The organism is Agrobacterium sp. 6Ca8 (genome assembly GCF_055382765.1).
On record NZ_AP026433.1, the window covers coordinates 1210585 to 1235993 of the forward strand.

The 25409-nt window shown below is 58.4% G+C and carries 28 protein-coding genes and 1 tRNA gene; 14 read left to right on the forward strand and 15 right to left on the reverse strand.

Going from position 1 to position 25409, the window contains the following annotated elements:
* Positions 1-108: 108 nt before the first annotated feature.
* Together ACZ5A6_RS06020 and ACZ5A6_RS06025 are read left to right on the forward strand one after the other, a co-directional pair.
* The gene (locus ACZ5A6_RS06020) at positions 109-513 is read left to right on the forward strand and encodes an SRPBCC family protein (RefSeq protein ID WP_065660931.1); all 405 of its coding nucleotides are present in this window, start codon (positions 109-111) and stop codon (positions 511-513) included.
* A gap of 11 nt (positions 514-524) precedes the next feature.
* Positions 525-881: a VOC family protein gene (locus ACZ5A6_RS06025; protein ID WP_025593478.1), complete on the forward strand. Its 357-nt coding sequence runs from the start codon at positions 525-527 to the stop codon at positions 879-881.
* Positions 882-929: 48 nt separating this feature from the next.
* Here the strand turns inward: ACZ5A6_RS06025 and ccoP are convergent, their stop codons facing one another.
* The 5 genes from ccoP to cobU all read right to left on the reverse strand — a co-directional run bounded on the left by ccoP (position 930) and on the right by cobU (position 5091).
* Positions 930-1793 carry a cytochrome-c oxidase, cbb3-type subunit III gene (gene ccoP / locus ACZ5A6_RS06030; protein ID WP_003515305.1) on the reverse strand — a complete coding sequence of 288 codons (864 nt, stop codon included), beginning with the start codon at positions 1791-1793 and terminating at the stop codon, positions 930-932.
* A gap of 3 nt (positions 1794-1796) precedes the next feature.
* A complete protein-coding gene (locus ACZ5A6_RS06035) occupies positions 1797-1949 on the reverse strand; it encodes a CcoQ/FixQ family Cbb3-type cytochrome c oxidase assembly chaperone (RefSeq protein WP_003502810.1) in 153 nt (50 codons plus the stop codon).
* A gap of 12 nt (positions 1950-1961) precedes the next feature.
* Positions 1962-2693, reverse strand: coding sequence for a cytochrome-c oxidase, cbb3-type subunit II (gene ccoO / locus ACZ5A6_RS06040; RefSeq protein ID WP_003515307.1), 732 nt, complete (start codon positions 2691-2693; stop codon positions 1962-1964).
* Between the two features lie 10 nt (positions 2694-2703).
* Positions 2704-4326 carry a cytochrome-c oxidase, cbb3-type subunit I gene (ccoN, locus tag ACZ5A6_RS06045; RefSeq protein WP_003515308.1) on the reverse strand — a complete coding sequence of 541 codons (1623 nt, stop codon included), beginning with the start codon at positions 4324-4326 and terminating at the stop codon, positions 2704-2706.
* A gap of 243 nt (positions 4327-4569) precedes the next feature.
* Positions 4570-5091 (reverse strand): bifunctional adenosylcobinamide kinase/adenosylcobinamide-phosphate guanylyltransferase, encoded by a 522-nt coding sequence (cobU, locus tag ACZ5A6_RS06050; protein WP_065702497.1) that lies wholly within the window; start codon positions 5089-5091, stop codon positions 4570-4572.
* Between the two features lie 506 nt (positions 5092-5597).
* On the opposite strand from cobU, the gene ACZ5A6_RS06055 reads away from it, so the two are divergent.
* A complete protein-coding gene (locus ACZ5A6_RS06055; protein ID WP_013636176.1) occupies positions 5598-6290 on the forward strand; it encodes a DUF599 domain-containing protein in 693 nt (230 codons plus the stop codon).
* Between the two features lie 69 nt (positions 6291-6359).
* A complete protein-coding gene (locus ACZ5A6_RS06060) occupies positions 6360-7325 on the forward strand; it encodes a heparan-alpha-glucosaminide N-acetyltransferase (protein ID WP_003515315.1) in 966 nt (321 codons plus the stop codon).
* A gap of 160 nt (positions 7326-7485) precedes the next feature.
* Here the strand turns inward: ACZ5A6_RS06060 and ACZ5A6_RS06065 are convergent, their stop codons facing one another.
* Both ACZ5A6_RS06065 and mgtE read right to left on the reverse strand, forming a co-directional pair.
* Positions 7486-7872, reverse strand: a complete 387-nt coding sequence (locus tag ACZ5A6_RS06065; RefSeq protein ID WP_003515319.1) for a MerR family transcriptional regulator — start codon at positions 7870-7872, stop codon at positions 7486-7488.
* 85 nt (positions 7873-7957) lie between these two features.
* Entirely contained in the window at positions 7958-9385 is a 1428-nt protein-coding gene (mgtE, locus tag ACZ5A6_RS06070) for a magnesium transporter (RefSeq protein ID WP_013636179.1), read from the reverse strand.
* 370 nt (positions 9386-9755) lie between these two features.
* On the opposite strand from mgtE, the gene ACZ5A6_RS06075 reads away from it, so the two are divergent.
* The 3 genes from ACZ5A6_RS06075 to ACZ5A6_RS06085 are packed head-to-tail and all read left to right on the forward strand — an operon-like array spanning position 9756 to position 12887.
* The gene (locus ACZ5A6_RS06075; RefSeq protein WP_174061350.1) at positions 9756-12059 is read left to right on the forward strand and encodes an FdhF/YdeP family oxidoreductase; all 2304 of its coding nucleotides are present in this window, start codon (positions 9756-9758) and stop codon (positions 12057-12059) included.
* Positions 12060-12072: 13 nt separating this feature from the next.
* On the forward strand, positions 12073-12375 hold the full coding sequence (locus tag ACZ5A6_RS06080; RefSeq protein ID WP_174061351.1) for a hypothetical protein: 303 nt from the start codon (positions 12073-12075) through the stop codon (positions 12373-12375).
* Between the two features lie 17 nt (positions 12376-12392).
* Entirely contained in the window at positions 12393-12887 is a 495-nt protein-coding gene (locus tag ACZ5A6_RS06085) for a peptide deformylase (RefSeq protein ID WP_173992635.1), read from the forward strand.
* A 3-nt stretch (positions 12888-12890) separates the two neighbouring features.
* Here the strand turns inward: ACZ5A6_RS06085 and ACZ5A6_RS06090 are convergent, their stop codons facing one another.
* The gene (locus tag ACZ5A6_RS06090; RefSeq protein WP_003515329.1) at positions 12891-13319 is read right to left on the reverse strand and encodes an OsmC family protein; all 429 of its coding nucleotides are present in this window, start codon (positions 13317-13319) and stop codon (positions 12891-12893) included.
* A 121-nt stretch (positions 13320-13440) separates the two neighbouring features.
* Between ACZ5A6_RS06090 and ACZ5A6_RS06095 the strand changes: the two genes are divergently transcribed.
* Entirely contained in the window at positions 13441-13608 is a 168-nt protein-coding gene (locus ACZ5A6_RS06095) for a Thivi_2564 family membrane protein (RefSeq protein ID WP_003502827.1), read from the forward strand.
* Positions 13609-13685: 77 nt separating this feature from the next.
* Here the strand turns inward: ACZ5A6_RS06095 and ACZ5A6_RS06100 are convergent, their stop codons facing one another.
* Positions 13686-14111 (reverse strand): PAS domain-containing protein, encoded by a 426-nt coding sequence (locus ACZ5A6_RS06100; protein ID WP_003515332.1) that lies wholly within the window; start codon positions 14109-14111, stop codon positions 13686-13688.
* 196 nt (positions 14112-14307) lie between these two features.
* On the opposite strand from ACZ5A6_RS06100, the gene ACZ5A6_RS06105 reads away from it, so the two are divergent.
* On the forward strand, positions 14308-14496 hold the full coding sequence (locus ACZ5A6_RS06105; RefSeq protein ID WP_080580964.1) for a hypothetical protein: 189 nt from the start codon (positions 14308-14310) through the stop codon (positions 14494-14496).
* Positions 14497-14712: 216 nt separating this feature from the next.
* Here ACZ5A6_RS06105 and ACZ5A6_RS06110 read toward each other — a convergent pair.
* Positions 14713-14797 (reverse strand) — tRNA-Leu (locus tag ACZ5A6_RS06110).
* A gap of 189 nt (positions 14798-14986) precedes the next feature.
* Between ACZ5A6_RS06110 and lipB the strand changes: the two genes are divergently transcribed.
* From lipB to ACZ5A6_RS06125, 3 genes are all read left to right on the forward strand, one after another.
* Positions 14987-15718, forward strand: a complete 732-nt coding sequence (gene lipB, locus ACZ5A6_RS06115; RefSeq protein WP_038491058.1) for a lipoyl(octanoyl) transferase LipB — start codon at positions 14987-14989, stop codon at positions 15716-15718.
* Between the two features lie 69 nt (positions 15719-15787).
* On the forward strand, positions 15788-16855 hold the full coding sequence (locus tag ACZ5A6_RS06120) for an NAD(P)-dependent alcohol dehydrogenase (protein WP_003515339.1): 1068 nt from the start codon (positions 15788-15790) through the stop codon (positions 16853-16855).
* A 75-nt stretch (positions 16856-16930) separates the two neighbouring features.
* On the forward strand, positions 16931-17866 hold the full coding sequence (locus tag ACZ5A6_RS06125; RefSeq protein ID WP_333704220.1) for a DMT family transporter: 936 nt from the start codon (positions 16931-16933) through the stop codon (positions 17864-17866).
* A gap of 14 nt (positions 17867-17880) precedes the next feature.
* On the opposite strand, the gene ACZ5A6_RS06130 is transcribed toward ACZ5A6_RS06125, so the two are convergent.
* From ACZ5A6_RS06130 to yajC, 5 genes are all read right to left on the reverse strand, one after another.
* Positions 17881-18339 carry a hypothetical protein gene (locus ACZ5A6_RS06130; RefSeq protein WP_003515343.1) on the reverse strand — a complete coding sequence of 153 codons (459 nt, stop codon included), beginning with the start codon at positions 18337-18339 and terminating at the stop codon, positions 17881-17883.
* 160 nt (positions 18340-18499) lie between these two features.
* A complete protein-coding gene (locus ACZ5A6_RS06135; protein WP_174061353.1) occupies positions 18500-19345 on the reverse strand; it encodes a phytoene/squalene synthase family protein in 846 nt (281 codons plus the stop codon).
* A 23-nt stretch (positions 19346-19368) separates the two neighbouring features.
* Entirely contained in the window at positions 19369-19761 is a 393-nt protein-coding gene (locus ACZ5A6_RS06140) for an Mth938-like domain-containing protein (protein ID WP_111790252.1), read from the reverse strand.
* Positions 19761-22325 (reverse strand): protein translocase subunit SecDF, encoded by a 2565-nt coding sequence (gene secDF / locus ACZ5A6_RS06145; RefSeq protein WP_174061354.1) that lies wholly within the window; start codon positions 22323-22325, stop codon positions 19761-19763. The genes ACZ5A6_RS06140 and secDF overlap by 1 nt, the downstream gene beginning before the upstream one ends.
* A gap of 79 nt (positions 22326-22404) precedes the next feature.
* Positions 22405-22752: a preprotein translocase subunit YajC gene (yajC, locus tag ACZ5A6_RS06150; RefSeq protein ID WP_003515350.1), complete on the reverse strand. Its 348-nt coding sequence runs from the start codon at positions 22750-22752 to the stop codon at positions 22405-22407.
* Positions 22753-22959: 207 nt separating this feature from the next.
* Between yajC and ACZ5A6_RS06155 the strand changes: the two genes are divergently transcribed.
* Positions 22960-23832 carry an ATP-binding protein gene (locus ACZ5A6_RS06155; RefSeq protein WP_112674334.1) on the forward strand — a complete coding sequence of 291 codons (873 nt, stop codon included), beginning with the start codon at positions 22960-22962 and terminating at the stop codon, positions 23830-23832.
* Between the two features lie 304 nt (positions 23833-24136).
* Positions 24137-25327: a formaldehyde dehydrogenase, glutathione-independent gene (gene fdhA, locus ACZ5A6_RS06160; RefSeq protein ID WP_025593503.1), complete on the forward strand. Its 1191-nt coding sequence runs from the start codon at positions 24137-24139 to the stop codon at positions 25325-25327.
* The last annotated feature ends 82 nt before the right edge of the window (positions 25328-25409 follow it).

Genomic DNA, 25409 nt, shown 5'->3' on the forward strand with positions numbered 1-25409 from the left:
TTTTTATCTCCTTGCTTTCTCCCATCTCACCGCCGAAACATCCTTGACTTACATCAAGCGCGGACAAAGTGGCGCAGCCTGCGGCCTGCATTAAACAGGGAGGATGAGATGCCAGTCATGCAGTCAAAAATCATTCATCTGTCGGTGGAAAAACCATGGAGCCATGTCTTTGATTTCGCCTCCGACCCCCAAAACATGCCGCACTGGGCCGCCGGTCTAGCAGGCGGTCTTAAACCAGACGGCGAGGACTGGATCGCCGATGGTGGCCCGTTGGGTGAGGTCCGCGTCAATTTCGCGCCCTTAAACGAATTCGGCGTGATAGACCACGTCGTAACATTGCCGGATGGCATGAAGGTGTATAACGCGCTGCGGGTAACACCGAATGGCAGCGGTGCCGAAGTCAGCTTTACCCTGCTTCGCCTGCCGGACATGACGGAAGAGGATTTCGAACGGGATGCGGAGATGGTCCGGGCCGATCTGGAAACACTGAAGTCGCTGCTCGAAACGGATTGAAGGATAAAACGATGACCACGAATACGAATGACCTGCGCATCGACTATGTCGAATTCAACGTCGCCGATATCGAGCGCAGCAAGGAATTTTACGGCGGCGCTTTCGGCTGGTCCTTTAAGGATTACGGCCCGCAATATTGCGAGTTTTCCGACGGCCGGCTGACCGGCGGGTTCACCACCACGGCACCTGTGTCAGCCAAGGGTGGACCGCTTGTCATTCTTTACGCCGCCGATATCGAGAATGCGCACCGGCGTGTCGAGGCAGCCGGTGGGCAGATCAGCGTCGCCATATTCACCTTTCCCGGCGGACGCCGTTTTCATTTCACCGACCCGGATGGATACGAACTGGCCGTCTGGTCTGATCGATAAGAAAAAGGGCCGCATCGAGCGGCCCTTTCCATTTGTTGGCTGTGACGTTCACTCGCCACCGCCAAGCGAGTGCACGAAGATCGCAAGCTGCTTGACCGTGGTATCACCAAGCCGTTCACCCCAGGCGGGCATGACCCCGTGTTTTGGCGACCGTATCTGCGCAACGATCCCCTGCTCGCCACTGGCCTTCAGCCAGATCGCGTCGGCCAGGTTGGGCGCGCCGAACTCGCGGTTGCCCTTGGCGTTCTCACCGTGGCACGAGGCGCAATTGTCGGCGAAAATCTGTTTACCGGGTTCTACGAGTGCCGGGTTGGAAGGCGTTCCTGTCAGGCTGACGACATAGGCGGCGACCTCGCGGATTTCCTCGGACTTGAGGATATCGCCGAAGGCCGGCATTTCCGACAGGCGCGTATCGGGATCGTCGGCAAAACGAATGCCGTGCTTTACCGTCGTATAGATATCCTCGACGCTGCCTCCCCACATCCAATCGTCGTCGTTGAGGTTGGGATATCCCTGCCCGCCTTCCGCACCCGAACCGTGACACTGGATGCAATTGACCTTGAAGGCGGCGGCACCGCCGGAAAGCGCAAATTGCCTTAGCGTCGGATCGGCCTCAATCTCGGCGAGCGAGGAACTGGCGATTCTGTCGGAATAGACGCTCTGCGCCTGTTTGGCGTCCGCCATATCGGCGGCGATCTCGGAACGGCTGCTCCAGCCGAGCAACCCTTGCGTTGCGCCATTGATCAGCGGCCATGCCGGATAGGCGATGGTGTAGCCGATGGCCCAGAGGATCGTGAAGTAGAAGGTCCAGACCCACCAGCGCGGCATCGGATTGTTAAGCTCGCGAATACCGTCCCATTCATGGCCGGTGGTTTCGACGCCGCTGATGTCATCAATGTGTTTTTCGGACATATCCTAGTCCTCCTTAAGCGGAATGCTGGCGGCGTCGTCCGCAGCTTTTTTCGATCCGGGACGAAGGGTGAAAACGACGACGCCGGCGAAGAACAGGGTCATGGCAAGCAGGCCCCAGCTATCGGCGAAGTGGCGCATGGCCGTGTAGGTTTCCATCGTATCGCCTCCTCACCGATATCCGGCGGCATCGTCATAGGTCGAGAAATCGACCAGCGTGCCGAGCATCTGCAAATAGGCAACCAGCGCATCCATTTCGGTAAGCTTGGCTGGATCGCCATCGAAATCGCCGACTTTCGCCTTCGGATAGCGCGCCAGAAGCTCGGTCGTATCGGCGTTCGGATCGGCCTGCGCGTGAAGATCAGCCGCTGATTTCTCGATCATCTCGTCGCTATAGGGCACGCCAACGGCGCGGTTAGCCTTCAGCTCCATCGAGATATCCGTAATCTTCAACGGCGTGGTTTTGAGGAACGCGTAGGACGGCATGATCGATTCCGGCACGACGGAGCGCGGATCGGCCAGATGCTGCACGTGCCATTCATTCGAATAGCGGTCGCCTACGCGTGCGAGGTCCGGCCCCGTGCGCTTGGAACCCCACTGGAACGGGTGGTCGTACATGGATTCCGCCGCCAGGCTGTAATGCCCGTAACGCTCCACCTCGTCGCGGAACGGCCGGATCATCTGGCTGTGGCAGACATAACATCCCTCGCGGATGTAGATGTTGCGCCCGGCCAGTTCCAGCGGCGAGTAGGGCCGCATGCCCTCCACCTTCTCGATGGTGTTTTCGAGATAGAAAAGCGGCGCGATTTCCACGATACCGCCGATTGAGACGACGAGCAGCGAACCGACCAGAAGCAGAGTGGCGTTGCGTTCGATGACGCCGTGTTTGTCGAGTATGGACATCGGCCTCTCCTTATTCAGCGGGCTGCAGCGAAGGTGCGGCGTCATTGCGGACGCCCTCCTCGCGTTGACGACCGAGGATGGTCATGGTGACGTTGTAGGCCATGATCAGCGCGCCACTGAGGAACATCAGGCCACCCAGCGCACGCATCACGTAATAGGGGAACAGCGCTGCGACCGATTCCGCGAAGGAATAGACGAGGAAGCCCTGCGTATCGTATTCGCGCCACATCAAGGCCTGCTGGATGCCGGCCACCCACATCACGGCGGCGTAGATGACGATGCCGATCGTGGCGAGCCAGAAGTGCCAGTTGACCAGTTGCAGGCTGTAGAGACGGTCCCTGCCCCACAGTTTCGGCGTCAGATAATAGATGGCACCGAAGGTGATCATGCCGTTCCAGCCGAGAGCGCCGGAATGCACGTGGCCGATGGTCCAGTCGGTATAGTGGCTGAGCGAGTTAACGGCCTTGATCGACATCATCGGACCCTCGAAGGTCGCCATGCCGTAGAAGGCCACCGCCATCACCATCATGCGCACGATAGGATCGGTGCGGATCTTGTCCCATGCGCCCGAAAGCGTCATCAGGCCGTTGATCATGCCGCCCCACGACGGCATCCACAGCATGATCGAGAACACCATGCCGAGCGTCTGCGCCCAGTCCGGCAACGCCGTATAGTGCAGATGGTGCGGACCGGCCCAGATATACATGAAGATCAAAGCCCAGAAGTGGATGATCGACAGACGGTAGGAATAGACCGGGCGGTTCACCTGCTTGGGAATGAAATAATACATCATGCCGAGGAAGCCGGCGGTGAGGAAAAAGCCGACGGCGTTATGGCCGTACCACCATTGCGTCAGCGCATCCTGCACGCCCGAGAAAGCGGAGTAGCTCTTGACGCCGAGGAACGACACCGGAATGGCGAGGTTGTTGACGATATGCAGCATGGCGATCGTCACGATGAAGCTCAGATAGAACCAGTTTGCCACATAGATATGCGGCTCCTTGCGCGTCAGGATCGTGCCGAGAAATGCGAGGAGATAGGCGACCCAGACTATCGTCAGCCAGATATCGACATACCATTCCGGCTCGGCATATTCGCGGCCCTGCGTGATACCAAGCAGATAGCCAGTGGCAGCCATGACGATGAAGAGGTTGTAGCCCCAGAACACGAACCAGCCGAGATTGCCGCCGAACAGGCGTGCGCGACAGGTTCTCTGCACCACGTAAAATGACGTGGCAATCAGCGCATTTCCCCCGAAAGCGAAGATCACCGCGGAGGTGTGCAGCGGCCGCATCCGGCCGAAATTGAAATAGGGCGCGATGTTGAGATCGGGAAAGGCGAGCTGAAGCGCCACCACGACCCCGACCAGAAACCCGACCACGCCCCAGAACACGGTAGCGACGACGCCGTATTTCACGACCTCATCGAAATATTCGGATTTCAGCCGGGCGCGCGCGGCCTGATCGACAGGCGCGAAAGAAACACGGCGCAGCAGAAGCACCGTGCTGACCAGAAGCGTAAAGAACAGCACCCACATATGGGCGGCGAAAAGACTGTCGTGAGCGAAAGCAGCCCCGAGCAGCGCGAGAAAAGCCCCAAGGGCCACGATCGCGGTTTCTAACGTGTAATTCATTGTTGGTTTCCCCCAACGTGCAAGCAGACCGACGAAAGGCTTGGCGCGCGCTTTACGAAGCGGAAACGGGCCTTTGCGTCGGTTGGAGCATTGCCACCGGCGTGGGGAAGCCACCTTGATCCAGATCAAGAAAGAGAAGCTGTCGCAGCACCGGCAAAACCGAGCCGGGATTTGGCGATAAGAAGTGCATAGAAACTGAAAGAACGGACGCCGACGCGCGACACCCGCTTTATAGGGCTTGCGTCAGCCCTTCATTTTCAGTGGCAGCCCGGCTGCGACGAAATAGACTTCATCGACGATGGCCGCGACGCGCTGGTGTAACCTTCCGGCGTGATCGCGGAATTCGCGCGCCATGCGGTTTTCCGGCACGATGCCAAGGCCGACCTCGTTAGAGACGAGAATCAGTTTCGCCTTGGTGGACGCGATTGCCGCTGCCAGCGTGGCGAACGCCGTCTCGATATCGGCGTTCTCCATCATCAGATTGGTGAGCCACAATGTCAGGCAATCGATCAGGATGACATTGTCCGGCGCATCCAGCCATGCGAGCACGGCAGCGATATCAACGGGCGCCTCGTGTGTCGTCCACTCCTCGCCGCGCCGGGCCTGATGATGGTCGATGCGATCGCGCATCTCGTCATCCCATGCCCGGCCGGTGGCCAGATAATGCAGGCGCCCGTTGGCTTTGCCCGCAAGGTCCTCGGCAAAACGGGACTTGCCGGAGCGCGCGCCGCCTAGAATGAAAACGGAGCGGTTTTTATCTGTCATGAAGAACCTGGAAGAAAAGAATAAGACGGACCGGCATCATTGCGGTTTCGCAAGCCAGAGACAGCCGTACATGAAGGGAACGATTCGTAGAAAAAGGCGTCCCCCGGTTATTCACGCCGGACTGCCGATGATACCGGGTCGGAGACGACAAAACCTGTCCGCACGATGCGGGACATATGACAGCCTTGGCAACTCCGGATGCCGGAAACACCGGTCCTGACAAAAAGCTAGGTGCGAACGGTCATTCTGTCAATCGGCGAGCGGTGTCTACGAAAAATCAAGCGGAACCGGTACGCAAAACCTTGACCCGGAACCGGCAGACCTTTCCGTCCGCGACGGGATTGATAAAGCCACTTGGTTACCGGAACGTTAGCAGAAAACGAAATGACGAAGCTGCAACGCGGCGGGAGAATGTTTGCCCATGGAGGCCGCTGCCATTGCCTTGCCATGGCCTTCAAATCAATATGGCCGCGAAGATTCGCAAACAGCAAGGTGACCTGCCCGTGATGACCGTCATGGACTATATCTCGATCGTCGTTTTTATCGTGTTATGGGCCACCTATACCCACCTCACGACGGGAACGACGCTGTTTTCGCGAACCAGCCTCAATCAGGCGATGGCGGAGCGCCGGCGCGACTGGATTTACAATTCTCTCAAACGCGACTTGAAAATGATCGACACTCAGATCATGGCGGGTTTGCAGAATGGTACCGCTTTTTTCGCGTCTACCTCGATCTTTGCCATCGGCGGCTGCTTTGCTCTTCTGGGGGCGACAGATCGGGTCGAAACCGTGTTTCGCGACCTGCCCTTCGTGCAATATGCCGGGCGCACAGCCTTCGAACTGAAGGTCATGGGGCTAACCTGCCTTTTCGGCTACTCGTTTTTCAAGTTCGGCTGGTCCTACCGCCTGTTCAATTATTGCACGATCCTGTTCGGTGCCATACCCATGGTCCATGATGTCAACGCGGATCGCGACGCTGCCGAGCGTGCCGCTGAAAACGTCATAAAGATGAACATCATCGCTGCTAAGAACTTCAATGATGGGCTGCGGACGATCTTCCTGTCGATCGGTTATCTCGGCTGGTTCATCAGCCCCTATGTCTTCATCGCAAGCACGGTCATCATCATAGTGGCGCTGTTGCGCCGCCAGTTCTTCTCCGAGGCCCGCCGCGCCATCATGGACAGGCCCGGGCCTTGAAATAGCCTTACTTCACGGGCCAAGCCCTTGAGTAGACAACGGCTTCAGACAGCTGAAACAGCGGGAATTATGGAAACAGAAACAGCTGCAATCGACACCCGCCGCAAGGGCCGCATGGGCGGTCTCGATACACTGCGCGGGCTGGCGCTCATCGCCATGGCGTCTTACCACTTCACATGGAATCTGGAGTATTTCGGCTATCTGGAGCCGGGTACGGCAACCACCGGCCTGTGGAAGCTTTATGCGCGTGCCATTGCCAGCTCGTTCCTGTTCCTCGCCGGTTTCAGCCTGTTTCTCGCCCATGGCAAAGCCATAAACTGGCCGTCCTTCGGCAAGCGTTTTGCAATGGTGGCGGGCTCGGCGCTGCTCATCACCATCGCTACCTATGTCGCCTTTCCGGATAGCTTCATCTTTTTCGGAATCCTGCACAACATAGCCGCTGCAAGCCTTGTCGGGCTGCTGTTCCTGCGGGCACCCCCGCTGGTGACGCTGCTTTTCGCGGCTCTTGCCTTTGCGCTGCCGCAATACGTCCAGTCGGATTTTTTCAACAGCAAATGGCTGGCATGGGTCGGTTTCTCCACCATGCCGCCGCGCTCGAACGATTATGTGCCGCTGTTGCCGTGGCTTGCGCCCTTTCTTGCCGGACTTGCGGTTTCGCAATTCGTCACACCGCGCAGCTGGCTGGACCGTTTTCGCAACCCAAGCTCCCCCCGCAATCTGATAGCAACAGCGGGCCGTCACAGCCTTGCCTTTTACCTCATTCATCAGCCGGCGCTGATTGGCCTCGTCTACGCGGTATCACTTGTGGCACCGCCTCCCCCTGTCGACCAGGTGGAGCTTTACAAATCGAGCTGTGAAAAAAGCTGCGTCCAGCAGGCTAACGGCCAGGAATTGTGCCAACGTTTCTGCGGTTGCACGCTTGAAAAGCTGCAAGCGGAAAGCCTGTTTGACATCATGATGGAAGGCAAGCTCAGCGCCGAGCAGCAGACGAAAGTCAGCGACGTGGCGCAACAGTGCACAGTTGAGGCGCAATAAAGGACGACACACGCCCAATCTACGCTCGGCGTCATTCTCGGGCTTGACCCGAGGATCTATCCACGTCGCGTAAAATCAAAAGCATGACGAAGTGAGAGGTTTTTCCTCTCCGCGGGAAATCCAGGGCCATCACGTCAAGCGCGACGGCGGGAAACCTGCATCAGGTCCCTACGCCGATTTCGGCAAGGCGCGTCAGGCAGGCCTCTTCGACATTGTCGAGCTCGGCCAGCGTCTCTTCGATGTCCTTGCGCTTTTGCCTGAGATCGGCGCGCTTCTCATCGACCTTCTTCATCAGAAGCACAAGCTGGCCTGATTCGCCCGGCGGCTCCTTGTAGACGTGAATGATCTCGCGAATTTCTGCGATCGTGAAACCGATACGGCGGCCGCGCAGGATTTCCTGAATGAGACGCCGGTCCGCAGACCTGAAAAGCCTCGTACGCCCGCGTCGCTCAGGGTGAATGAGGCCCTCATCCTCGTAAAATCGCAAGGTGCGGGTGGAAACACCGAATTCGCGCGTCAGTTCGGTTATGCTATAATACTTGTCCAAGGGCCTATCCGATTCATAACCGGACAATTATTATTTGACCTTCACGTAAAAGTCAATTTTTCCTGCCGCTTTCGCCTGTTCTGGCCTATCCCGAAATACCGTACCACCAGGTAGCGATGCCCAGAAACGAAAAAAAGCCGACAATGTCCGTTACCGCCGTCACGAAGACAGCAGAGGAAACGGCGGGATCTGCCCCGAACCTGTCGAGAACCAGCGGAATGAGAATGCCTGCCAGCGCCGCCGCCAGCATGTTGAGACACATGGCGGCAGCAATGATTCCACCGATATGGACATCCTGGAACCACACGCCTGCAACGATGCCGATGGCACAGCCGAACAACAACCCGTTCAGGATGCCAACGCCCGCTTCACGCCTGATAATGCGGGCAGCGTTGTGAATATCTAGGCTTTTGGTAGCCAGCGCCCGCACGGACACGGTCATGGTCTGCGATCCGGCATTGCCGCCCATCCCGGCAACCGTCGGCATCAAAATCGCCAGCGCAATGATCTGCTGGATCGTCGCATCGAAAAGGCTGATGACGGAGGCAGACAGAAAGGCGGTAAGGAGGTTAACCGCAAGCCATGGCACACGCGAGCGCGAGGTGCTGGTGATGCTGTCAGACAGTTCTTCGTCGCCCACACCGCCAAGGCGCAGCAAATCCTCTTCGGCTTCTTCCTGAATGACGTCGACCACGTCATCGATGGTGAGCACGCCAACCAGACGGCCGTTATTGTCCACCACGGCGGCGGATAGAAGGTCGTATTGTTCGAAAAGTTGCGCCGCTTCTTCCTGGTCCATTTCGGCCGGAATGGAGTGGTTGGTCTCGTGCATGATCGTTTCGATCTTCACCTGACGCTTGGCGCGCAGCACCTTGTCGAGATCGAGAGCGCCGACAAGCTTGAACGTGGGGTCGATGACGAAGATCTGCGTGAAGGAATCCGGTAGCTCCTCCTCCTCACGCAGATAATCAATGGTCTGTCCCACGGTCCAGAACGGCGGCACGGCAACGAATTCCGTCTGCATGCGACGGCCGGCGGAGCTTTCCGGATAATCCAGCGCCCGCATCAGCCGCACCCGTTCGGTGAACGGAAGTTGCGAGAGGATGTCCTCGCGGTCCTCGTCGTCGAGATCCTCGAGAATGTAGACGGCGTCGTCCGAATCCAGTTCGCCGATACCGGCAGCGATCTGCTCATTCGACATCTGGTCGACGATATCGAGACGGATGCCTTCATCCACCTCGGTCAGCGCCGTCATGTCAAAATCGGAACCCAGCAACCGCACGAGCGCGTGGCGCTGCTCCGGCATGATCGACTCCAGCACGTCGCCGAGTTCAGACTCATGCAGCCGCGCGACATTCTTGCGCAGGAAAAGCAGATCGCGGTCGGCAATCGCCGCCCCCACCATCGCCAGAAAGTCGGAGCGGACAGAGCCGTCCTCGGCGTAGATATCGGAGGGTGCCTCTGTCGGTTTCAACTCTTCGGGCGCGAGAAGATCGTCGTCACGGTCTGTCATCTGGCGTCCCCTTCTCTAAATGCCGCAGTGCACGAATTTGCAGGCAGAATGGCGTTAAAAAGTATATTGTCAACAACCGGATAGGTGAAAAACAACGGGCTTCGGAACTGCGACGAAAATGTCATGGACCGCCCTTTCGCAAGACCATGATTGAAGAGCGCAGCACTCCATGATGATGCAGCGGCAGGCAGTGCACCTCAATCCACACAACGTCCGGAAAGCCCTTGCCGTTCCGTCGGAACCGGTAAGATTGAGATTGACATATGTCGCCCATAGACGATTCTGAAAGAGCCTTTTTTATATATGATTGGCCGTTGCCAAACGGTAAGTATCCCTGGGCGGCCAGGAAAATTTCAGGAAAATCACGACAATGAGCAAGACAGATTTCATCGGCAAGGCTTCCGCCGCCGCAGGTGGCTGGGGCGCGCTTAAAAGCGTTGGCAAACGGCTGATGGAATCCGGCGCGCCGATTTCCGGCGCACGCGCGCTGCTGAAGGCAAACCAGCCGGGTGGATTCGATTGCCCGGGCTGCGCATGGGGCGATCCGGAGCATGGCTCTTCCTTCGAATTCTGCGAAAACGGCGTCAAGGCGGTCGCATGGGAAGCGACGGAAGCCCGGGTGCCGCCGGATTTTTTCGCCACCCGCACCGTCTCCGAACTGCGCGGCTGGTCTGACTACGATCTGGAAAAACAGGGCCGCCTCACCCACCCGATGCGTTACGACCGGGCGAGCGACAAATATCTGCCGGTCTCCTGGGACGACGCCTTTGCCGAAATCGGCGGCGTTCTCAATAGCCTCGACAGCCCGGACCGAGCGGAATTCTATACTTCCGGCCGCGCCTCCAACGAGGCAGCCTTCATCTATCAATTGATGGTGCGGCTTTATGGCACGAACAATTTTCCCGACTGCTCCAACATGTGCCACGAGGCAAGCGGTGTCGGCCTGAAAGCCTCGATCGGCGTCGGCAAGGGCACGGTGCTCCTGGAAGACTTCGAGCAGGCAGACGCGATCTTCGTAATCGGCCAAAATCCCGGCACGAACCACCCGCGCATGCTGGGTGACCTGCGCCGGGCAGCGCTTCGCGGCGCGAAAATCGTCGTCCTCAATCCAATCAAGGAAAAGGGGCTGGAGCGCTTCGCCGATCCGCAGGACAAGATCGAGATGATCACCGGCGGCAACACCAAGATCGCCACCAATTATTACCAGCCCCGGCAAGGCGGCGACATGGCGGTGGTGCGCGGCATGAGCAAGGCGATCTTTGCAGCCGACGACGCCGCAAGGACTTCCGGAGAATCTGCCATCATCGATTACGACTTCATCGCCGAACATGCGGTCGAGTTCGAGGCTTATCGTGATGCCGTCGAGGCGACGACCTGGGAAAGCATTCTCGACCAGTCCGGCCTCACCCGCGCAGAAATCGAAGAAGCCGCCTGCATCTACATGAATGCCGGCTCCGTCATCGCCACCTGGGCCATGGGCGTCACCCAGCATCGCCACTCCGTCATCATGGTTCGCGAAATCACCAATTTCATGTTGCTGCGCGGCAATATCGGCCGCCCCGGTGCCGGTCTTTGCCCGGTACGCGGCCATTCCAACGTTCAGGGTGACCGCACCGTCGGTATCGATGAAAAAGCGCCGCCGGCGCTGCTAGACGCACTGGAAAAAGAACTCGGCGTCGCCATGCCGCGCAAACCCGGCCACAACACCGTCGAAGCAGTAGCCGCCATGCTGGATGGCAAGGCGCAAACCTTCATCGCGCTCGGCGGCAACTTCATGCGGGCAACGCCCGACAGTCCGCTGATCGTCAAGGCTTTTGAAAATCAGAAACTGACGGTCAATATCGCCACCAAGCTCAACCATTCGCATCTGGTGCCGGGCGAAATCTCCTTCGTGCTGCCCTGCCTTGGCCGAACGGAAATCGACCGTAATTCTGCCGGCAAGCCGCAGATTGTCACGGTCGAGGATTCCATGAGCATGGTGCATGGTTCCGGCGGCATCAATCCGCCAGCCTCGGAAGAACTACGCTCCGAAGTCGCAATCGTTGCCGGCATTGCGCAAGCGACCCTTGGCAATGCGCAGGTCGACTGGAAAGCGCTTGCTGAGGATTACGATCTCATCCGAGACATGATCGAGCGGGTCATCCCCGGTTTCGACAATTTCAACGAACGCGTCCGCGTACCGCGCGGTTTTCGTCTGCGCAACACGGCCTCCGAACGGGAATGGAACACGCCGACGAAAAAGGCCGTCTTTTATAGCGGCCCGCTTCCCGAACAGACCGAGCATCAACAGGCGCTCACGGGCGACAATCTTTTCGTGCTGCAGACATTCCGCAGCCACGACCAATACAACACCACGATTTACGGCATGGACGACCGTTATCGCGGTGTTTATGGCGAACGTCAGGTCATCTTCATGAATCCTGCGGATATGGAGGCGCTGGGCGCCCACTCCCGCCAGCGCGTCGATGTCATCGGCGAATATGGCGATGGCGTGGAGCGGATCGCCCAAAATTTCCGGTTGGTCCCCTACAATATTCCGCGCGGTAGTGTCGGCGGATATTATCCCGAACTGAACGTGCTGGTGCCGCTGTCAAGCTATGGCGAAGGCAGCTTTACGCCAACGTCGAAATCGGTACTCGTCTCCTTCCGCCTGCTTGCCGGTTCCGCTTCTTGAACAGGATGGCTTGATGGGTGAGGAACAATCTGCAGCGGCTTTCATGGCAGCGGTGGAGCAGATCGTGCAAGGATCGTCGCAGGCGCTTTCGGCCACGGGCGCGGCGATGCTTCTGGCCATCAATATGGATATCGCCACCGACAGCCGCAGCATCGCCAATCGGCTGGGACTTGCGCATGCCCTCGTCCTGCGCGAAATCTCCGCCCTGTCACCGCGCTTTGTGCGGGTGACGAAACGCGACGCCCGCACCCAGCGCAGTTGGCTGGAGGTCACAGCGGAGGGACAGGCGCTCGCCGCGCTATCCTCTCAAACCTGAAACGAACGGAGCATTCCTTGGCAATCAGGCCGATCCTACCCTACCCCCATGCCGGCCTTTCCGAGATTTGCGCACCGGTCACTGTTTTTGACGACCACCTGCAAAATCTGGTCACGGACCTGATCGACACCATGCGCGCCGCCCCCGGCGTCGGCATCACCGCGGCTCACATCGGTGTAAAACAGCGCGTCTTCGTGCTTGAGCTGACGCCGGGAACCGTGCTGACATACATCAATCCCGAAATCGTCAGTCACTCCGCGCAGACCATGCGGCATGTGGAAGGCAGCGTCTCAATGCCGGGCTTCACCGAAGAGGTGGAACGTCCGTCTGAGGTCGAGGTGAGGTTTCAGGACGTAGTGGGCGTGGAACATCGAGAGAGCGCCAAGGGATTTCACGCCATCTGCATCCAGCACGAGATCGACCAGCTGGATGGTGTGTTCTGGCTGAAGCGCCTGTCGAAGCTGAAACGCGACCGGCTGGTGAAGAAATGGGAAAAATCCCGAAAGCCGTGACGATCAGCTAGCGATCGAAAGAGCAAAGTCCGCGTCGCCCTTCAAAGTGTTGCTGACGGTGCAGATATCTTCGGCCGCATGGGCAATTGCGGCGCGCGTCGCCTCATCGAAACTCCCGGCAATCTCCATCCTGATATCGAAACGAATGATGCGATAGGGCTCCTGCGCGGATTTCTCACCGGAAACGTCAACGAGCACGCTCTCGAAGCCGTCCAGCAACCCCATGCGGCTCGCCGCAATCCGGGCGCTGAGCGCCAGGCATGCCGCAAGCGACGAATAAAGGAGGTCGATCGGATTGAAGCCCGGTTCAGAGACACCCGTAACAATTTCCAGGGCGCCGCCGGTCACTGTCGAAATCAGTGGGCGACCAAGCCGCCCGACCTTGGCGGTGGCGCCAACCGGCCTCAACTTCACCTTTCCACCATCTATCATTCAAATATTCCTAATTTAATCGCGTGCAACCAATCGCATGGAACCAAAACCTGTCTGGCGCTTTTTACTCACACAACGGTGAACGACCGTTGAACCTTTATTATACAGGGAGCTGGGACCTATGGTTACATCTACGCTCGTCAGCATTCTGATCACCTTCCTGGTGATCGTGCTCGTCTTGTGGCTCATCGCACGACTGCCCGTCGGCGGCGGCGCGAAACAGATCGCGCAAGTCATCGTCATCATCATCGGCATTATTTCGCTGCTGAAATATCTCGCGGTCTTCTGATATCACGGTAGCGTGCGAACAGAAAAAGGCGGCGAAAGCCGCCTCTTTTTTGCGCCATTTTTCATGACACTCGATAGCTATTGGCGCGGCTCGAACTGGTAGGTTTTTTTGAGAGTGATATCACGAACGCTGCCGAGACCAAGAAACGGCGTATTTTCAGCATCGAAAATCGCCCTGCCCTTCGCCACGATCCAGCGGATAGAACCATCAGGCAGATGCACCTTGTAGCGCTGGTCGAAAAACACGCCGGTAGTGATGCTTTCGAAAATTGCCCGCGCCACCTGATCGCGCATTTCCACATCTATTCTTTCGAGAATATCCTCAATCGACACACCTCGCGATGCCACCGCTTCGGAAAAGCCATGACACTCCGCGGTGACGGTGTCCATGATCAACCTGTTGTCGGAAATGCTCCACATATAATAGCCGAGCGCATTGTCTGAATCCGCTTTGTCCCCCTGCACGAAAACCTCCAGACCTTTTTTTCTGACAAACGCTAACATCAGACCTCTAATATTCCACCCCTTGTTTTGAGGGGGTATTTAACCGGCTACTACAACGTGTATCGATATCCACCGAAATTTATTGACGAATGATCAGTGGGCCGGTTTTGAAAGCACGATAATTTCAGGGAAACCGTCGCAAAGCCAACCGCTTGCACCTACATGAGCAAGTAATGAAATTTCGAAGGAGGCTCATATGCTGCGAACCGCTCTTACTTTTGGATTGCTGTCGGTAACTGTTTTTCTCGCCGGGTGCCAGACATGGGAAAGTCCTTATCGCGGAAGCGGATGGCGGATGGATCAAGTCATGGATGGCGATCCTTACCGGGTCGGTGACGGTAATCATCAGGACAACGGCACGGCTTCGAATATCATTCGGCGCTGAAGCAGCTCCAGCAAAATTGCATAACGGTTTCACGTGCCAAAATACGTGGAACCAGAGATCACGAGCGCGTCCAATGGTTTGTTTAAACCGGACGCGCTTCAGCTCATCTAAAGCAATTGACGGATTTCATCGACGTCAAATATTTCAAATTTTTTGGGAGAATGCAAAGCCAAGCAATTGGCAGAAAAAGAAAAAACCCGCCGAAGCGGGTTTCTTTGGTGCGGTCGAGAAGACTCGAACTTCCACGGGTTGCCCCACAGCGACCTCAACGCTGCGCGTCTACCAATTCCGCCACGACCGCATCGTGGTAGGCGTCGACTTGCGCCGACGGGGGTGCATGTAGCAAAAGGATTTTGGGTGCACAAGAGCGTCGTGACAGTTTTTTGAAATTAAAAATCGGCCCGGCCCACCCTATATGCAGGAAGCCCGGAAATGCTGGGGTTGCAGCCTTCTCATCATTTTGCGAGAAGGCTGTGGAAAGGACTTTTTCATGCTCACACGCACGGATATCGAGACAAATATGCTGCCCGTTCCCGGCTCGCCGCCTGTTCGCTGGCGAATCTCGGAAGGTCTCGTGCCTTACGAACTGGCAATAGAAGAGATGGAACGCGAAGTTGCCGCCATAGCCAATGGCGAGGCCGACGAACTCGTGTGGCTTCTGGAGCACCCGCCACTCTACACGGCAGGCACCAGCGCCGATGTTGCCGACCTCATCGAGCCGGAGCGTTTTCCGGTCTTCGCCACCGGTCGCGGTGGCGAATATACCTATCACGGGCCGGGACAGCGCGTCGTTTACGTCATGCTCGACCTGAAACGCCGGCGCCAGGATGTCCGCGCCTATGTTGCCGCGCTGGAGAATGTCATCATCCGCACGCTCGACAAGATGAATGTCCGTGGCGAACGGCGCGAAGACCGGGTCGGTGTCTGGGTCAGGCGTCCGGAAAAACCTCTGCTTCCCGATGGCGGCATGGCCGAGGACAAGATCGCCGCGCTCGGCATCCGGTTGCGCAAATGGGTAAGCTTTCACGGGCTGTCGATCAATGTCGATCCCGACCTCGCGCATTTTTCCGGCATCGTTCCCTGCGGCATCAGCGCCTATGGCGTCACCAGCCTTGTCGATCTTGGATTGCCGGTTATGATCGGCGATGTCGATGTTCTGCTGCGAGAGGCCTTTGAGGAGGTCTTTGGCCCGGCAGTGCCCGAAGCCGGCTCCGGCGGCTGAAACCCGCCGCAACTTTTTTGTCGCCTGCAAGTGCATGCAATATCGATCACCACAAGAGGAGGAACGACCATGTTCACAACGTCAGCCTATGCCTGCGATGACGGTTCTTCGCCGATGAAGCTCGCGACCATCAAGCGCCGCGATCCCGGCCCGCGCGATGTCGAAATCGAAATCGAGTTCTGTGGCGTCTGCCACTCCGATATCCATACGGCCCGCAGCGAATGGCCGGGTTCTCTCTACCCCTGCGTCCCCGGTCACGAAATCATCGGCCGCGTCGGTCGGGTGGGCGCGCAGGTCACGAAATTCAAGGCGGGTGACCGCGTCGGCGTCGGCTGTATCGTCGACAGCTGCCGTGAATGCGCAAGCTGCGCCGAAGGGCTGGAGCAATATTGCGAAAACGGCATGACCGGCACCTACAACTCGCCTGACAAGGCCATGGGCGGCGGCGCACATACGCTTGGTGGCTATTCCGCCCATGTGGTCGTCGATGATCGCTATGTGCTGCGGATCCCCGAAGGGCTCGATCCAGCAGCCGCAGCACCCCTGCTCTGCGCCGGCATAACCACCTATTCGCCGCTGCGGCACTGGAATGCAGGTCCCGGCAAGCGCATCGGCGTCGTCGGTCTCGGTGGCCTCGGCCATATGGCAGTCAAGATCGCCAATGCCATGGGCGCTACGGTCGTGATGATCACCACCTCCCCCGGCAAGGCAGAAGACGCGAAAAAGCTCGGTGCCCATGAGGTGATCGTTTCACGCGATGCCGACCAGATGAAGAAAGCGGCTTCCAGCCTCGATCTTATCATCGACGCGGTTGCCGCCGACCACGACATCAACGCCTATCTTGCGTTGCTGAAGCGGGATGGCGCACTGGTGCAGGTCGGAGCGCCTGAGAAGCCGCTATCGGTGCACGCATTCAGCCTCATCCCCGGCCGCAAGACCTTCGCCGGCTCGATGATTGGCGGCATTCCCGAAACCCAGGAAATGCTGGATTTCTGCGCCGAAAAAGGCATCGCCGCCGAAATCGAGATGATCAATATCGATCAGATCAATGAGGCTTATGAACGCATGATAAAAAGCGATGTGCGTTATCGCTTCGTCATTGATATGAAGAGCCTGCCACGCCAGAAGGCCGCCTGACCTCGTCGAGGGGGAGCGCCCTCTGGCGCTCCCGTTTCCTCGTCGGACCTTTTGGTTGAAAGCGCAGCCCTACCCATGACCAGCCAGACCGGTTTGAACGATGTCGCCAAGGGCATGATGATCATGGCGGGCTGCATGTTCGTGCTGCCCGTCATGGATGCCATCGCCAAATACATGGCGGTGAGCGGCGGAATGTCACCGGCGCAGGTCACTTTCTACCGCTTCTTTTTCCAGCTTCTGTGCACCCTGCCCCTGCTGCTGCTGGTCTCACCCAAAGCGCTGTTCAGCGCCAGACGACCGTGGATGAACTGCCTGCGCGGCGTGCTGCATGCCAGTGCCAGCCTGATGTTCTTCGCCGCCGTCAAATACATGCCACTCGCCGATGTCTTTGCCATCTATTTCGTCGAGCCATTTATGCTGACGATGATGTCGGCCCTCTTCCTCGGCGACAGGGTCGGCTGGAAACGCTGGACAGCGATTGCGGTGGGTTTCGGCGGCGCTCTGATCGTCATTCAGCCGAGTTTTGAGATCTTCGGCTGGACATCGCTCCTGCCGGTCGCCTGCGCATTTCTCTACACGCTCTACCTGTTCCTTAACCGCGCTATCGGCGATGCTGACAGTCCGCTTGTCATGCAGACCATGTCCAGCATTGCCGGCACGGTGTTCATGGCGGCAGCCCTTCTGGCCGGCGACGCCTACGGTGACAAGGATTTCGCGATCTCGCTTCCGCAATCCGGCTTCACCCTTACCCTGCTCATCGTGTTAGGGTCGATATCCGGCTATATGCATCTCCTGATCGTCAGGGCCTTCAGGCTGGCACCGCTGTCGCTTCTGGCACCATTCCAGTATTTCGAAATCATCTCGGCGACAGTTCTCGGTTATGCGCTGTTTTCGGATTTTCCGACGCCATCGAAATGGCTCGGCATCCTCATCATCGTCGCATCCGGCCTTTTCATCATCTGGCGCGAGCGTGTGCAGACGGAAGCGAACCCGCCGCTCGACGGACAATGACGCCCAGAACGCTTTCAGGCGCCCGAGGGCTGCGGTCCTTCGTCGTGATGGTCCTGCGCCTCCACAAGGCTACCGAGCAGCCACAGCGAAACCTCGGCGGCCTCTCCGGCGGATTTGAAGCGGTATGAGCCGCTATATTTCGGCGTATCGAAAAACGTGACGACGAAACCGTCACCGCTTTCCAGACTCTCGACCCTTATCCGCTCGGGATCGATCATCAGGCACACATAATGGGATCCCATATTGCGCATGAAGCCGGCCTTGTTGTCGTGCAGCCGCACGAAGGCTGCGCCGCCATCCACCGTCATATGCAGGCTTCTGATCGCCTCGGTGGGAAACGCGCGGGCAAAATCCATGATCGCCTGCCCCACATCGTGGTTATTGTCCTCATCCGTTGCCCGTGTCATGCGCCAGGCATAAACAGCGAAGACCGCAAGCAGCACGAAAACGATTATCCAGACCGCCATATTCATGCGGGAAGGCTCCCTCAGCACCGAAACATCGCGATTCGCGAATCGAAACGATGCGAACCCGGCTCAAGCTCTTAAACACCGAGGCTTGCGTGAAGTGTGGCTCTTCGGCCTCGACGCGAAAATTGCTCCGATCTGTCTGCGCGATGTGCAGTTCGAGCGATCAGAAACGCTTGAGGAAAGACGCCTTTGCTAGCAGCCATTGCCGGCGAAGCTGCGACAGTTGCACTTCGCCTTCAAACACGCCCGCTCCCGCCTTTCTGGCAGCGGCGATGACCGGGCCGGACAAGGCAACGGGAAGATAGGCCGCAAAGACAGTCCGGGACATCTTGGCGCGTCTCGCCTTCTCGATGTGATCAAGCGCGTGCGTTGCAAAAATCTCGATGGCGATGCCGATGCGTTGTTTGTCGTCGCCTTCCAGAAACGTCTCGCGATCAAGCCCGGCAGCCGCGAGCATATCCGCGGGGATGTAGACCTGCCCACGACGACGGTGCAGCGGCATCAGCATTAGAATGCCGGCCATGGCCTGCGCAACCCCCGCATGTCCCGCAGCTTCCGCACTTGCTGGAGTGTCTTCCGGCGAAAGCACAAGGCTCGCCAGCTGGATCAGTGCCGAGGCGGTCTCCCCCGCATAGCCTTCGAGCGCGTTACGATCCACGAACAGATCGTCATAAAGATCGAAGATGCGCGCCTCGATCATATTGGCAAGAACCGGTCGCGGCAGGCGATGTTGCTCGATCGCCAACGAAAGAGCGGCAGCAACGGGGTGAGACTGGCTGTCCCCATGCGCATTGCCATCAAGGAGATCGCGCCACCATTGCATACGAACTTCGCCAGGCAGCGCCTCGCGCACGGAATCGCGGATTCGGGCAATTTCGGCATTGAAGGCGTAAAGCGCGGCAAGCGCTGCGCGCTTGTCGGCCGGAGACAGAAGGCACGCGAGATAGCGGTCGCGATCGGTGTCGCGCAGCGTCGCGAGGCAGACGTCTAGATTCTCTGTGGGTGCCATGTTTCCCCGCGCGAAACGTCCTGTCAGCCTTCGACGGCAATCAGCGCCGCAGCCACGGCGCGCGATTCCGAAAGCATGATATTATAGGTGCGAACGGCAGCACCCGTGCTCATCGGATCGACCGAAATGCCCGCTTGCCTGAAGGCTTCGCGCAATTCCTTCGGCAAGACCCGCATGCCATCACCCGTGCCGATCAAAAGCACCTCGATATCCTGCGCATCAGCCAGAACCTTGTCGAAATGCTCAAGCGTCAATTCTTTCGCATCAACCGGGCTCCAGCCGTGAATGCCGGAAGGCAACAACAGGAGAGAGCCGCGGTGCGACATGTCGGCGAAACGGAAACCGCCATTGCCATAGGCATCGATGGGCGCCCGGCCGGGAAAATGGGCCGGGCGTATTTCAATCCCGCCGGCCATCAGACGGCAGGCTTGCCGCCGATGGCATTGCCGGACTTCTCATCCTTCTCATCTTCCGCATCCTTGCTGTCGGGACGCAGCTTGAAGGCGATCAGCACCGGAGCCGCGATATAGACCGAGGAGAAAACGCCGATACCGACGCCGAACAACATGGCGAAGGTGAAGGAACGGATGACCTCGCCACCGAACAGATACAGTGCCAGCAGTGCCAGAAGCACGGTCAGACCGGTAAGGATCGTGCGCGAAAGGGTCTGGTTCAGCGATACGTCGATGATCATCGAAAGTGGCATCTTCTTGTATCGCCGGAGGTTTTCACGGACACGGTCGTAGATGACCACCGTATCGTTCAGCGAATAACCGATGATCGTCAGGATCGCCGCGATACTGGTCAGGTTGAACTCTATACCCAGGAAGACGAACAGGCCGATGGTGAAGACCACGTCGTGCACCATCGAGATGACCGCACCCAGTGCAAACTGCCACTCGAAGCGAACCCAGATGTAGATCATGATCGCCGCCATGGCGAGCACAACGCCGATCGTGGAGGTCACGGTCAGGTCACCGGACACGGCCGGACCAACGACTTCCACGCGACGGAAATCATACTTGTCCTGCAACTCGCCGCGCACCAGGGTGATTGCCGACTGCTCGGCATTTTCGCCGCCGTCCTGCGCCTGAATGCGGATGAGAACGTCCTGCGGCGTGCCGAAATTCTGTGCCTGTATTTCACCGAGGTTCAGCTGGTTCAGACGCTCGCGAATATCTGCGAGATCGGCCTCACCCTGCTTGGCGCGCACTTCGATAACCGAGCCGCCCTGGAAATCGATGCCGAGGTTCAGGCCCTTGGCCACGAAGCCGCCGACGCAGGCGAGCATGATCACACCGGTGATCATGAAAACCACACGGCGATAACGCATGAACGGAATGTCGCGACCGTCGAACATGGCGGTGCGTACACCCTTCGGCAGATGTTTCGGACGGCTGCGGCGAACCCAGTAGCCAAACATCCAGGCCGTCAGCGTATAGGCCGTGAAGACGGTGGTGATGATACCGACCGCAAGCGTGACGGCAAAGCCCTTGACCGGACCCGTGCCCATGTAGAACAGCACGCTTGCAACGATCAGCGTCGTCAGGTTGGCGTCGATAATGGTCGCAAAGGCGCGTGTGAAACCATTATCCAGTGACTGGATCAGCGGTTTTCCGCTCTTCACCTCTTCGCGTATTCGCTCGTAGATCAGAACGTTGGAGTCCACCGCCATACCGATCGTCAAGACGATACCCGCAATACCGGGCAAGGTGAGCGTAGATCCGATCACACTGAGGACGGCGATCAGCATGACCACGTTGACGATGAGGGCGATGTTCGCAAGCAGGCCGAAGAAGCCATAAAAGACGAACATGAAGATGAGAACGCCGACGGCGCCGATGGCGCTTGCCGTGAGGCCGGCGGTGATGGAGTCGTTACCAAGGCTCGGACCGACGGTGCGTTCCTCAACCACGGTCAACGTGGCCGGAAGTGCGCCCGCACGCAACAGGACTGCAAGGTCGTTGGCGCCCTGAACCGAGAAACTGCCGGAAATCTGTCCCGAACCGCCGATGATCGGCTCACGGATTACAGGTGCAGAAATGACCTGATTGTCGAGCACGATGGCGAAAGGCTTGCCGACATTCTGCTGCGTCGCCTGCGCAAAGCGCTGCGCACCGCGGCTGTCGAAACGGAAGGTGACGACGGGTTCGTTGGTCTGCTGGTTGAAGCTTGCCTGCGCATCGACGAGGTTGTCGCCGGAAACGAGCGCGCGGCGTTCCACCAGATAGGGAACCGGCGGATCGTCCTGCGAATAAAGAACCTCTGAGGTCGCGGGCGGACGGCCATTCATCGCTTCCTGCACCGGCATGGTGGTATCGACCATGCGGAAGGACAGCTTTGCCGTCTGGTTGAGAAGCGATTTCAGGCGCTGCGGATCCTGGAGGCCCGGCACCTGTACGATAATGCGGTCGGAACCCTGACGCTGGATGAGAGGTTCGGTGGTGCCGACTTCGTCAACACGGCGGCGCACGACTTCGATGGACTGCGACACGGCCGAGGACAGGCGATAATCCACGCCTTCATCGGTCAGGTTGAGCCGCAGCAGATTGTCGCCGCCGTCGGTCATCGTCACTTCTGTGATGGAACCGCCGACCAGCGTTCCGGCGGACACCGGCTGCGTCAGGTCGCGAAGCGCGGTTTTCGCCGCTTCATATTGAGCGGGATCGCTGATGCGAACCTGGATCTGCTGGCCGTTGCCCGTAAGCCCCGAATAGCGGATGTTGGCGTCGCGAAGCTGCGTGCGCACGTCACCCACGATCGTTTCAAGCCGTTCCTTGACGATGTCGGAACGCTCGATCTTGAGCATGATGTGCGAGCCGCCCTGAAGGTCGAGACCGAGCGTTACCTTGTTGTCCTTGTACCAGGCAGGCATGCCCTCCAGCTGCTTGTCCGAAAACAGGTTGGGAGATGCGATGAAGACGCTTGCCAGCACAAGCAACCAGATAAAGACTGTTTTCCAACGGGAAAAATGAAGCATTTCGATCTCGGTCAGGGTTGGGGTTGCGCGATGCGCAACCCGTCAAATTCGGAAGCGGACGTTCAATTATCCGGCAGTATCAGGAAGCGGCTTCCGTCTTGACCACTTCGCCCTTCACGCGCACTTCGGCAATGTAAGCACGAGCGGCACGGATTTTCACGCCTTCGGCGATTTCGACTTCGAGTTCATTGTCGTCGATGACCTTGGTCACCTTGCCAACGATGCCGCCACCAAGAACGACCTGATCGCCACGGCGAATATTGGTCAACGTTTCCTGACGCTTCTTCATCTGCGCGCGCTGCGGGCGAATGAGGAAAAAGTACCAGACCACCATAAGCGGTGCAAACAGGAAAAGCATCTCAAGGCCGGAACCGAATGCAGACGCGCCGCCCGCCGTGTCCTGGGCAAAAGCTTGACTAATGAACATATAAAACTCCTCAACGATTACAGCACGACCTCGTATGCCGCCCCAGCTTTCAAGCCGCCGGAATATAGTGGGGAACGCCGGGAATGCAACAGATGCAGAAGCCACGCCGTACCGATTCCGGACCTCTTAACCTTTATGGGCCTGAAACGCCATGCTAGGCCGGGTTGAAAACATCGTTATGAACATCGGATAAGCGGAAGAAACACCATGATTCGAGAAGAGACGGCCACCCTGCTTCTTGCCGAACTGCGCCGGCTTAACGTCGCCATGGAACGGCTGGCAGGCCCGGCACCTGCCGTGAACGACTGGAATGCGGCGGATTGCTTTGTCTGGACGCCGATCAATTCCTTTCTGCAGCCGGTTTCACGTCCGAACCGCATTGCGCTGAAACTCATTCGCGGCGTCGATCATGTGCGCGATATCCTGCACGAGAACACACTGCGTTTTGCCGATGGTTTTCCCGCCAACAACGTGCTGCTCTGGGGCGCACGCGGCATGGGCAAATCCTCGCTGGTCAAGGCCGTTCACGAAGATGTGCGCGCCGCAAGCGGCGTTCCCTTGAAGCTGGTCGAGGTGCATCGCGAAGATATCCACACCCTGCCCGCCTTGCTGGATATATTGAAAGTTTCTGGCGAACGCGTCATCGTCTTCTGCGACGACCTCTCCTTCGATCACGACGACACGGCCTACAAGTCGCTGAAGGCAGCCCTCGATGGCGGCATAGAGGGGCGTCCGGACAATGTGCTGTTCTATGCCACGTCCAACCGCCGTCATCTTCTGCCGCGCCACATGATGGAGAACGAGCAATCGACCGCCATCAACCCTTCGGAAGCTGTTGAGGAAAAGGTCTCGCTCTCGGACCGCTTCGGCCTGTGGCTCGGCTTCCACAAATGCGGCCAGGAAGACTATCTGACAATGATTGACAGCTACGCCGAACATTTCGATCTCGGCCTTGATCGCGAAACCCTGCATCACGAGGCGCTGGAATGGGCGACCACGCGCGGCGGCCGCTCCGGTCGCGTCGCCTGGCAATATATTCAGGATGCCGCCGGGCGCCTGAGAAAATCGATCGACAGATAACGCCACCGTGACATCTGGCGAGAGCCGGTGTCGTTGCGGCTATAGGCGTTGTCGTATTCCCGACCGCCACATCGCCCGCCAAATGGTTTGCTGCACATATTCGGCGTAATGCCGGGTATCTGCGGCGGGCGGTGATCAAGAGGCAGGCGACGTTTGTCCAAACGCGCCGATTGTTCTTCTTTCCATCCCTTCGCCGATTGAGATTCCACGCGAGCCGCATACGGGTCCGCGCATGAGTTTTGACGATATCCTGTCCGCGGAGGAGCGGGCCGGTATTGGTGTTCAACCCAAGGAGGAGATGGATATGAGCAAAAACAGAGGCGTCGTCTATTTGCGCCCCGGCCAGGTCGAGGTCCGCGACATCGATGATCCGAAGCTGGAGGCGCCGGATGGCCGCCGTATCGAGCACGGTGTCATTCTCAAGGTTATTTCCACGAATATCTGCGGTTCGGACCAGCATATGGTGCGCGGCCGCACCTCGGCGATGCCCGGCCTCGTCCTTGGCCATGAGATCACCGGCGAAGTCATCGAAAAAGGCGTCGACGTCGAGATGCTTGATATCGGCGATATTGTCTCGGTGCCGTTCAACGTCGCCTGCGGTCGCTGCCGCTGCTGCAAGTCGCAGGATACCGGTGTGTGCCTGACGGTGAACCCCGCCCGTGCCGGTGGCGCCTACGGTTATGTTGATATGGGCGGCTGGATCGGCGGACAGGCCAGATACGTCACCATTCCCTATGCCGACTTCAACCTTCTGAAATTTCCCGACCGCGACAGGGCAATGTCCAAGATCCGCGACCTCACCATGCTCTCGGACATCCTGCCGACCGGCTTTCATGGCGCGGTCAAGGCCGGCGTCGGTGTCGGCTCCACGGTCTATGTCGCGGGCGCCGGTCCGGTCGGTCTGGCGGCTGCCGCGTCTGCCCGTATTCTCGGTGCCGCCGTCGTCATGATCGGTGATTTCAACAAGGATCGCCTTGCGCACGCCGCCAAGGTCGGCTTCGAGCCCGTCGATCTTTCCAAGGGTGACCGGCTGGGCGACATGATTGCCGAGATCGTCGGCACCAACGAGGTCGACAGCGCCATCGATGCCGTTGGTTTTGAAGCGCGTGGCCATTCGGGCGGCGAACAGCCGGCCATCGTTCTCAACCAGATGATGGAAATCACCCGTGCCGCCGGCTCGATCGGCATTCCCGGCCTTTACGTCACCGAAGATCCAGGTGCGGTCGATGCCGCAGCAAAACAGGGCAGCCTGTCGCTTCGCTTCGGCCTCGGTTGGGCCAAGGCACAATCTTTCCATACCGGCCAGACGCCGGTGCTGAAATACAATCGCCAGCTCATGCAGTCGATCCTGCACGACCGCCTGCCCATTGCCGACATCGTCAACGCCAAGATCATCGCACTCGACGACGCCGTACAGGGATATGAAAGCTTCGACCAGGGTGCCGCAACCAAGTTCGTGCTCGATCCGCACGGCGATCTGCTGAAGTCGGCCTGATAACGGCGGCTTAAGACCCGCGAGATGGGAAACGCCCGCGATAGAATATTGTCGCGGGCGTTTTTGCCCGCAGCCACATTAT

Bases quoted from the DNA above. Each gene is read 5' to 3' on its own strand.
- ACZ5A6_RS06020 (WP_065660931.1), top strand. From the start codon at position 109: ATGCCAGTCATGCAGTCAAAAATCATTCATCTGTCGGTGGAAAAACCA.
- ACZ5A6_RS06025 (WP_025593478.1), top strand. From the start codon at position 525: ATGACCACGAATACGAATGACCTGCGCATCGACTATGTCGAATTCAAC.
- ccoP (WP_003515305.1), bottom strand. From the start codon at position 1,793: ATGTCCGAAAAACACATTGATGACATCAGCGGCGTCGAAACCACCGGC.
- ACZ5A6_RS06035 (WP_003502810.1), bottom strand. From the start codon at position 1,949: ATGGAAACCTACACGGCCATGCGCCACTTCGCCGATAGCTGGGGCCTG.
- ccoO (WP_003515307.1), bottom strand. From the start codon at position 2,693: ATGTCCATACTCGACAAACACGGCGTCATCGAACGCAACGCCACTCTG.
- ccoN (WP_003515308.1), bottom strand. From the start codon at position 4,326: ATGAATTACACGTTAGAAACCGCGATCGTGGCCCTTGGGGCTTTTCTC.
- cobU (WP_065702497.1), bottom strand. From the start codon at position 5,091: ATGACAGATAAAAACCGCTCCGTTTTCATTCTAGGCGGCGCGCGCTCC.
- ACZ5A6_RS06055 (WP_013636176.1), top strand. From the start codon at position 5,598: ATGACCGTCATGGACTATATCTCGATCGTCGTTTTTATCGTGTTATGG.
- ACZ5A6_RS06060 (WP_003515315.1), top strand. From the start codon at position 6,360: ATGGAAACAGAAACAGCTGCAATCGACACCCGCCGCAAGGGCCGCATG.
- mgtE (WP_013636179.1), bottom strand. From the start codon at position 9,385: ATGACAGACCGTGACGACGATCTTCTCGCGCCCGAAGAGTTGAAACCG.
- ACZ5A6_RS06075 (WP_174061350.1), top strand. From the start codon at position 9,756: ATGAGCAAGACAGATTTCATCGGCAAGGCTTCCGCCGCCGCAGGTGGC.
- ACZ5A6_RS06080 (WP_174061351.1), top strand. From the start codon at position 12,073: ATGGGTGAGGAACAATCTGCAGCGGCTTTCATGGCAGCGGTGGAGCAG.
- ACZ5A6_RS06090 (WP_003515329.1), bottom strand. From the start codon at position 13,319: ATGATAGATGGTGGAAAGGTGAAGTTGAGGCCGGTTGGCGCCACCGCC.
- ACZ5A6_RS06095 (WP_003502827.1), top strand. From the start codon at position 13,441: ATGGTTACATCTACGCTCGTCAGCATTCTGATCACCTTCCTGGTGATC.
- ACZ5A6_RS06100 (WP_003515332.1), bottom strand. From the start codon at position 14,111: ATGTTAGCGTTTGTCAGAAAAAAAGGTCTGGAGGTTTTCGTGCAGGGG.
- ACZ5A6_RS06105 (WP_080580964.1), top strand. From the start codon at position 14,308: ATGCTGCGAACCGCTCTTACTTTTGGATTGCTGTCGGTAACTGTTTTT.
- lipB (WP_038491058.1), top strand. From the start codon at position 14,987: ATGCTCACACGCACGGATATCGAGACAAATATGCTGCCCGTTCCCGGC.
- ACZ5A6_RS06120 (WP_003515339.1), top strand. From the start codon at position 15,788: ATGTTCACAACGTCAGCCTATGCCTGCGATGACGGTTCTTCGCCGATG.
- ACZ5A6_RS06125 (WP_333704220.1), top strand. From the start codon at position 16,931: ATGACCAGCCAGACCGGTTTGAACGATGTCGCCAAGGGCATGATGATC.
- ACZ5A6_RS06130 (WP_003515343.1), bottom strand. From the start codon at position 18,339: ATGAATATGGCGGTCTGGATAATCGTTTTCGTGCTGCTTGCGGTCTTC.
- ACZ5A6_RS06135 (WP_174061353.1), bottom strand. From the start codon at position 19,345: ATGGCACCCACAGAGAATCTAGACGTCTGCCTCGCGACGCTGCGCGAC.
- ACZ5A6_RS06140 (WP_111790252.1), bottom strand. From the start codon at position 19,761: ATGGCCGGCGGGATTGAAATACGCCCGGCCCATTTTCCCGGCCGGGCG.
- secDF (WP_174061354.1), bottom strand. From the start codon at position 22,325: ATGCTTCATTTTTCCCGTTGGAAAACAGTCTTTATCTGGTTGCTTGTG.
- yajC (WP_003515350.1), bottom strand. From the start codon at position 22,752: ATGTTCATTAGTCAAGCTTTTGCCCAGGACACGGCGGGCGGCGCGTCT.
- ACZ5A6_RS06155 (WP_112674334.1), top strand. From the start codon at position 22,960: ATGATTCGAGAAGAGACGGCCACCCTGCTTCTTGCCGAACTGCGCCGG.
- fdhA (WP_025593503.1), top strand. From the start codon at position 24,137: ATGAGCAAAAACAGAGGCGTCGTCTATTTGCGCCCCGGCCAGGTCGAG.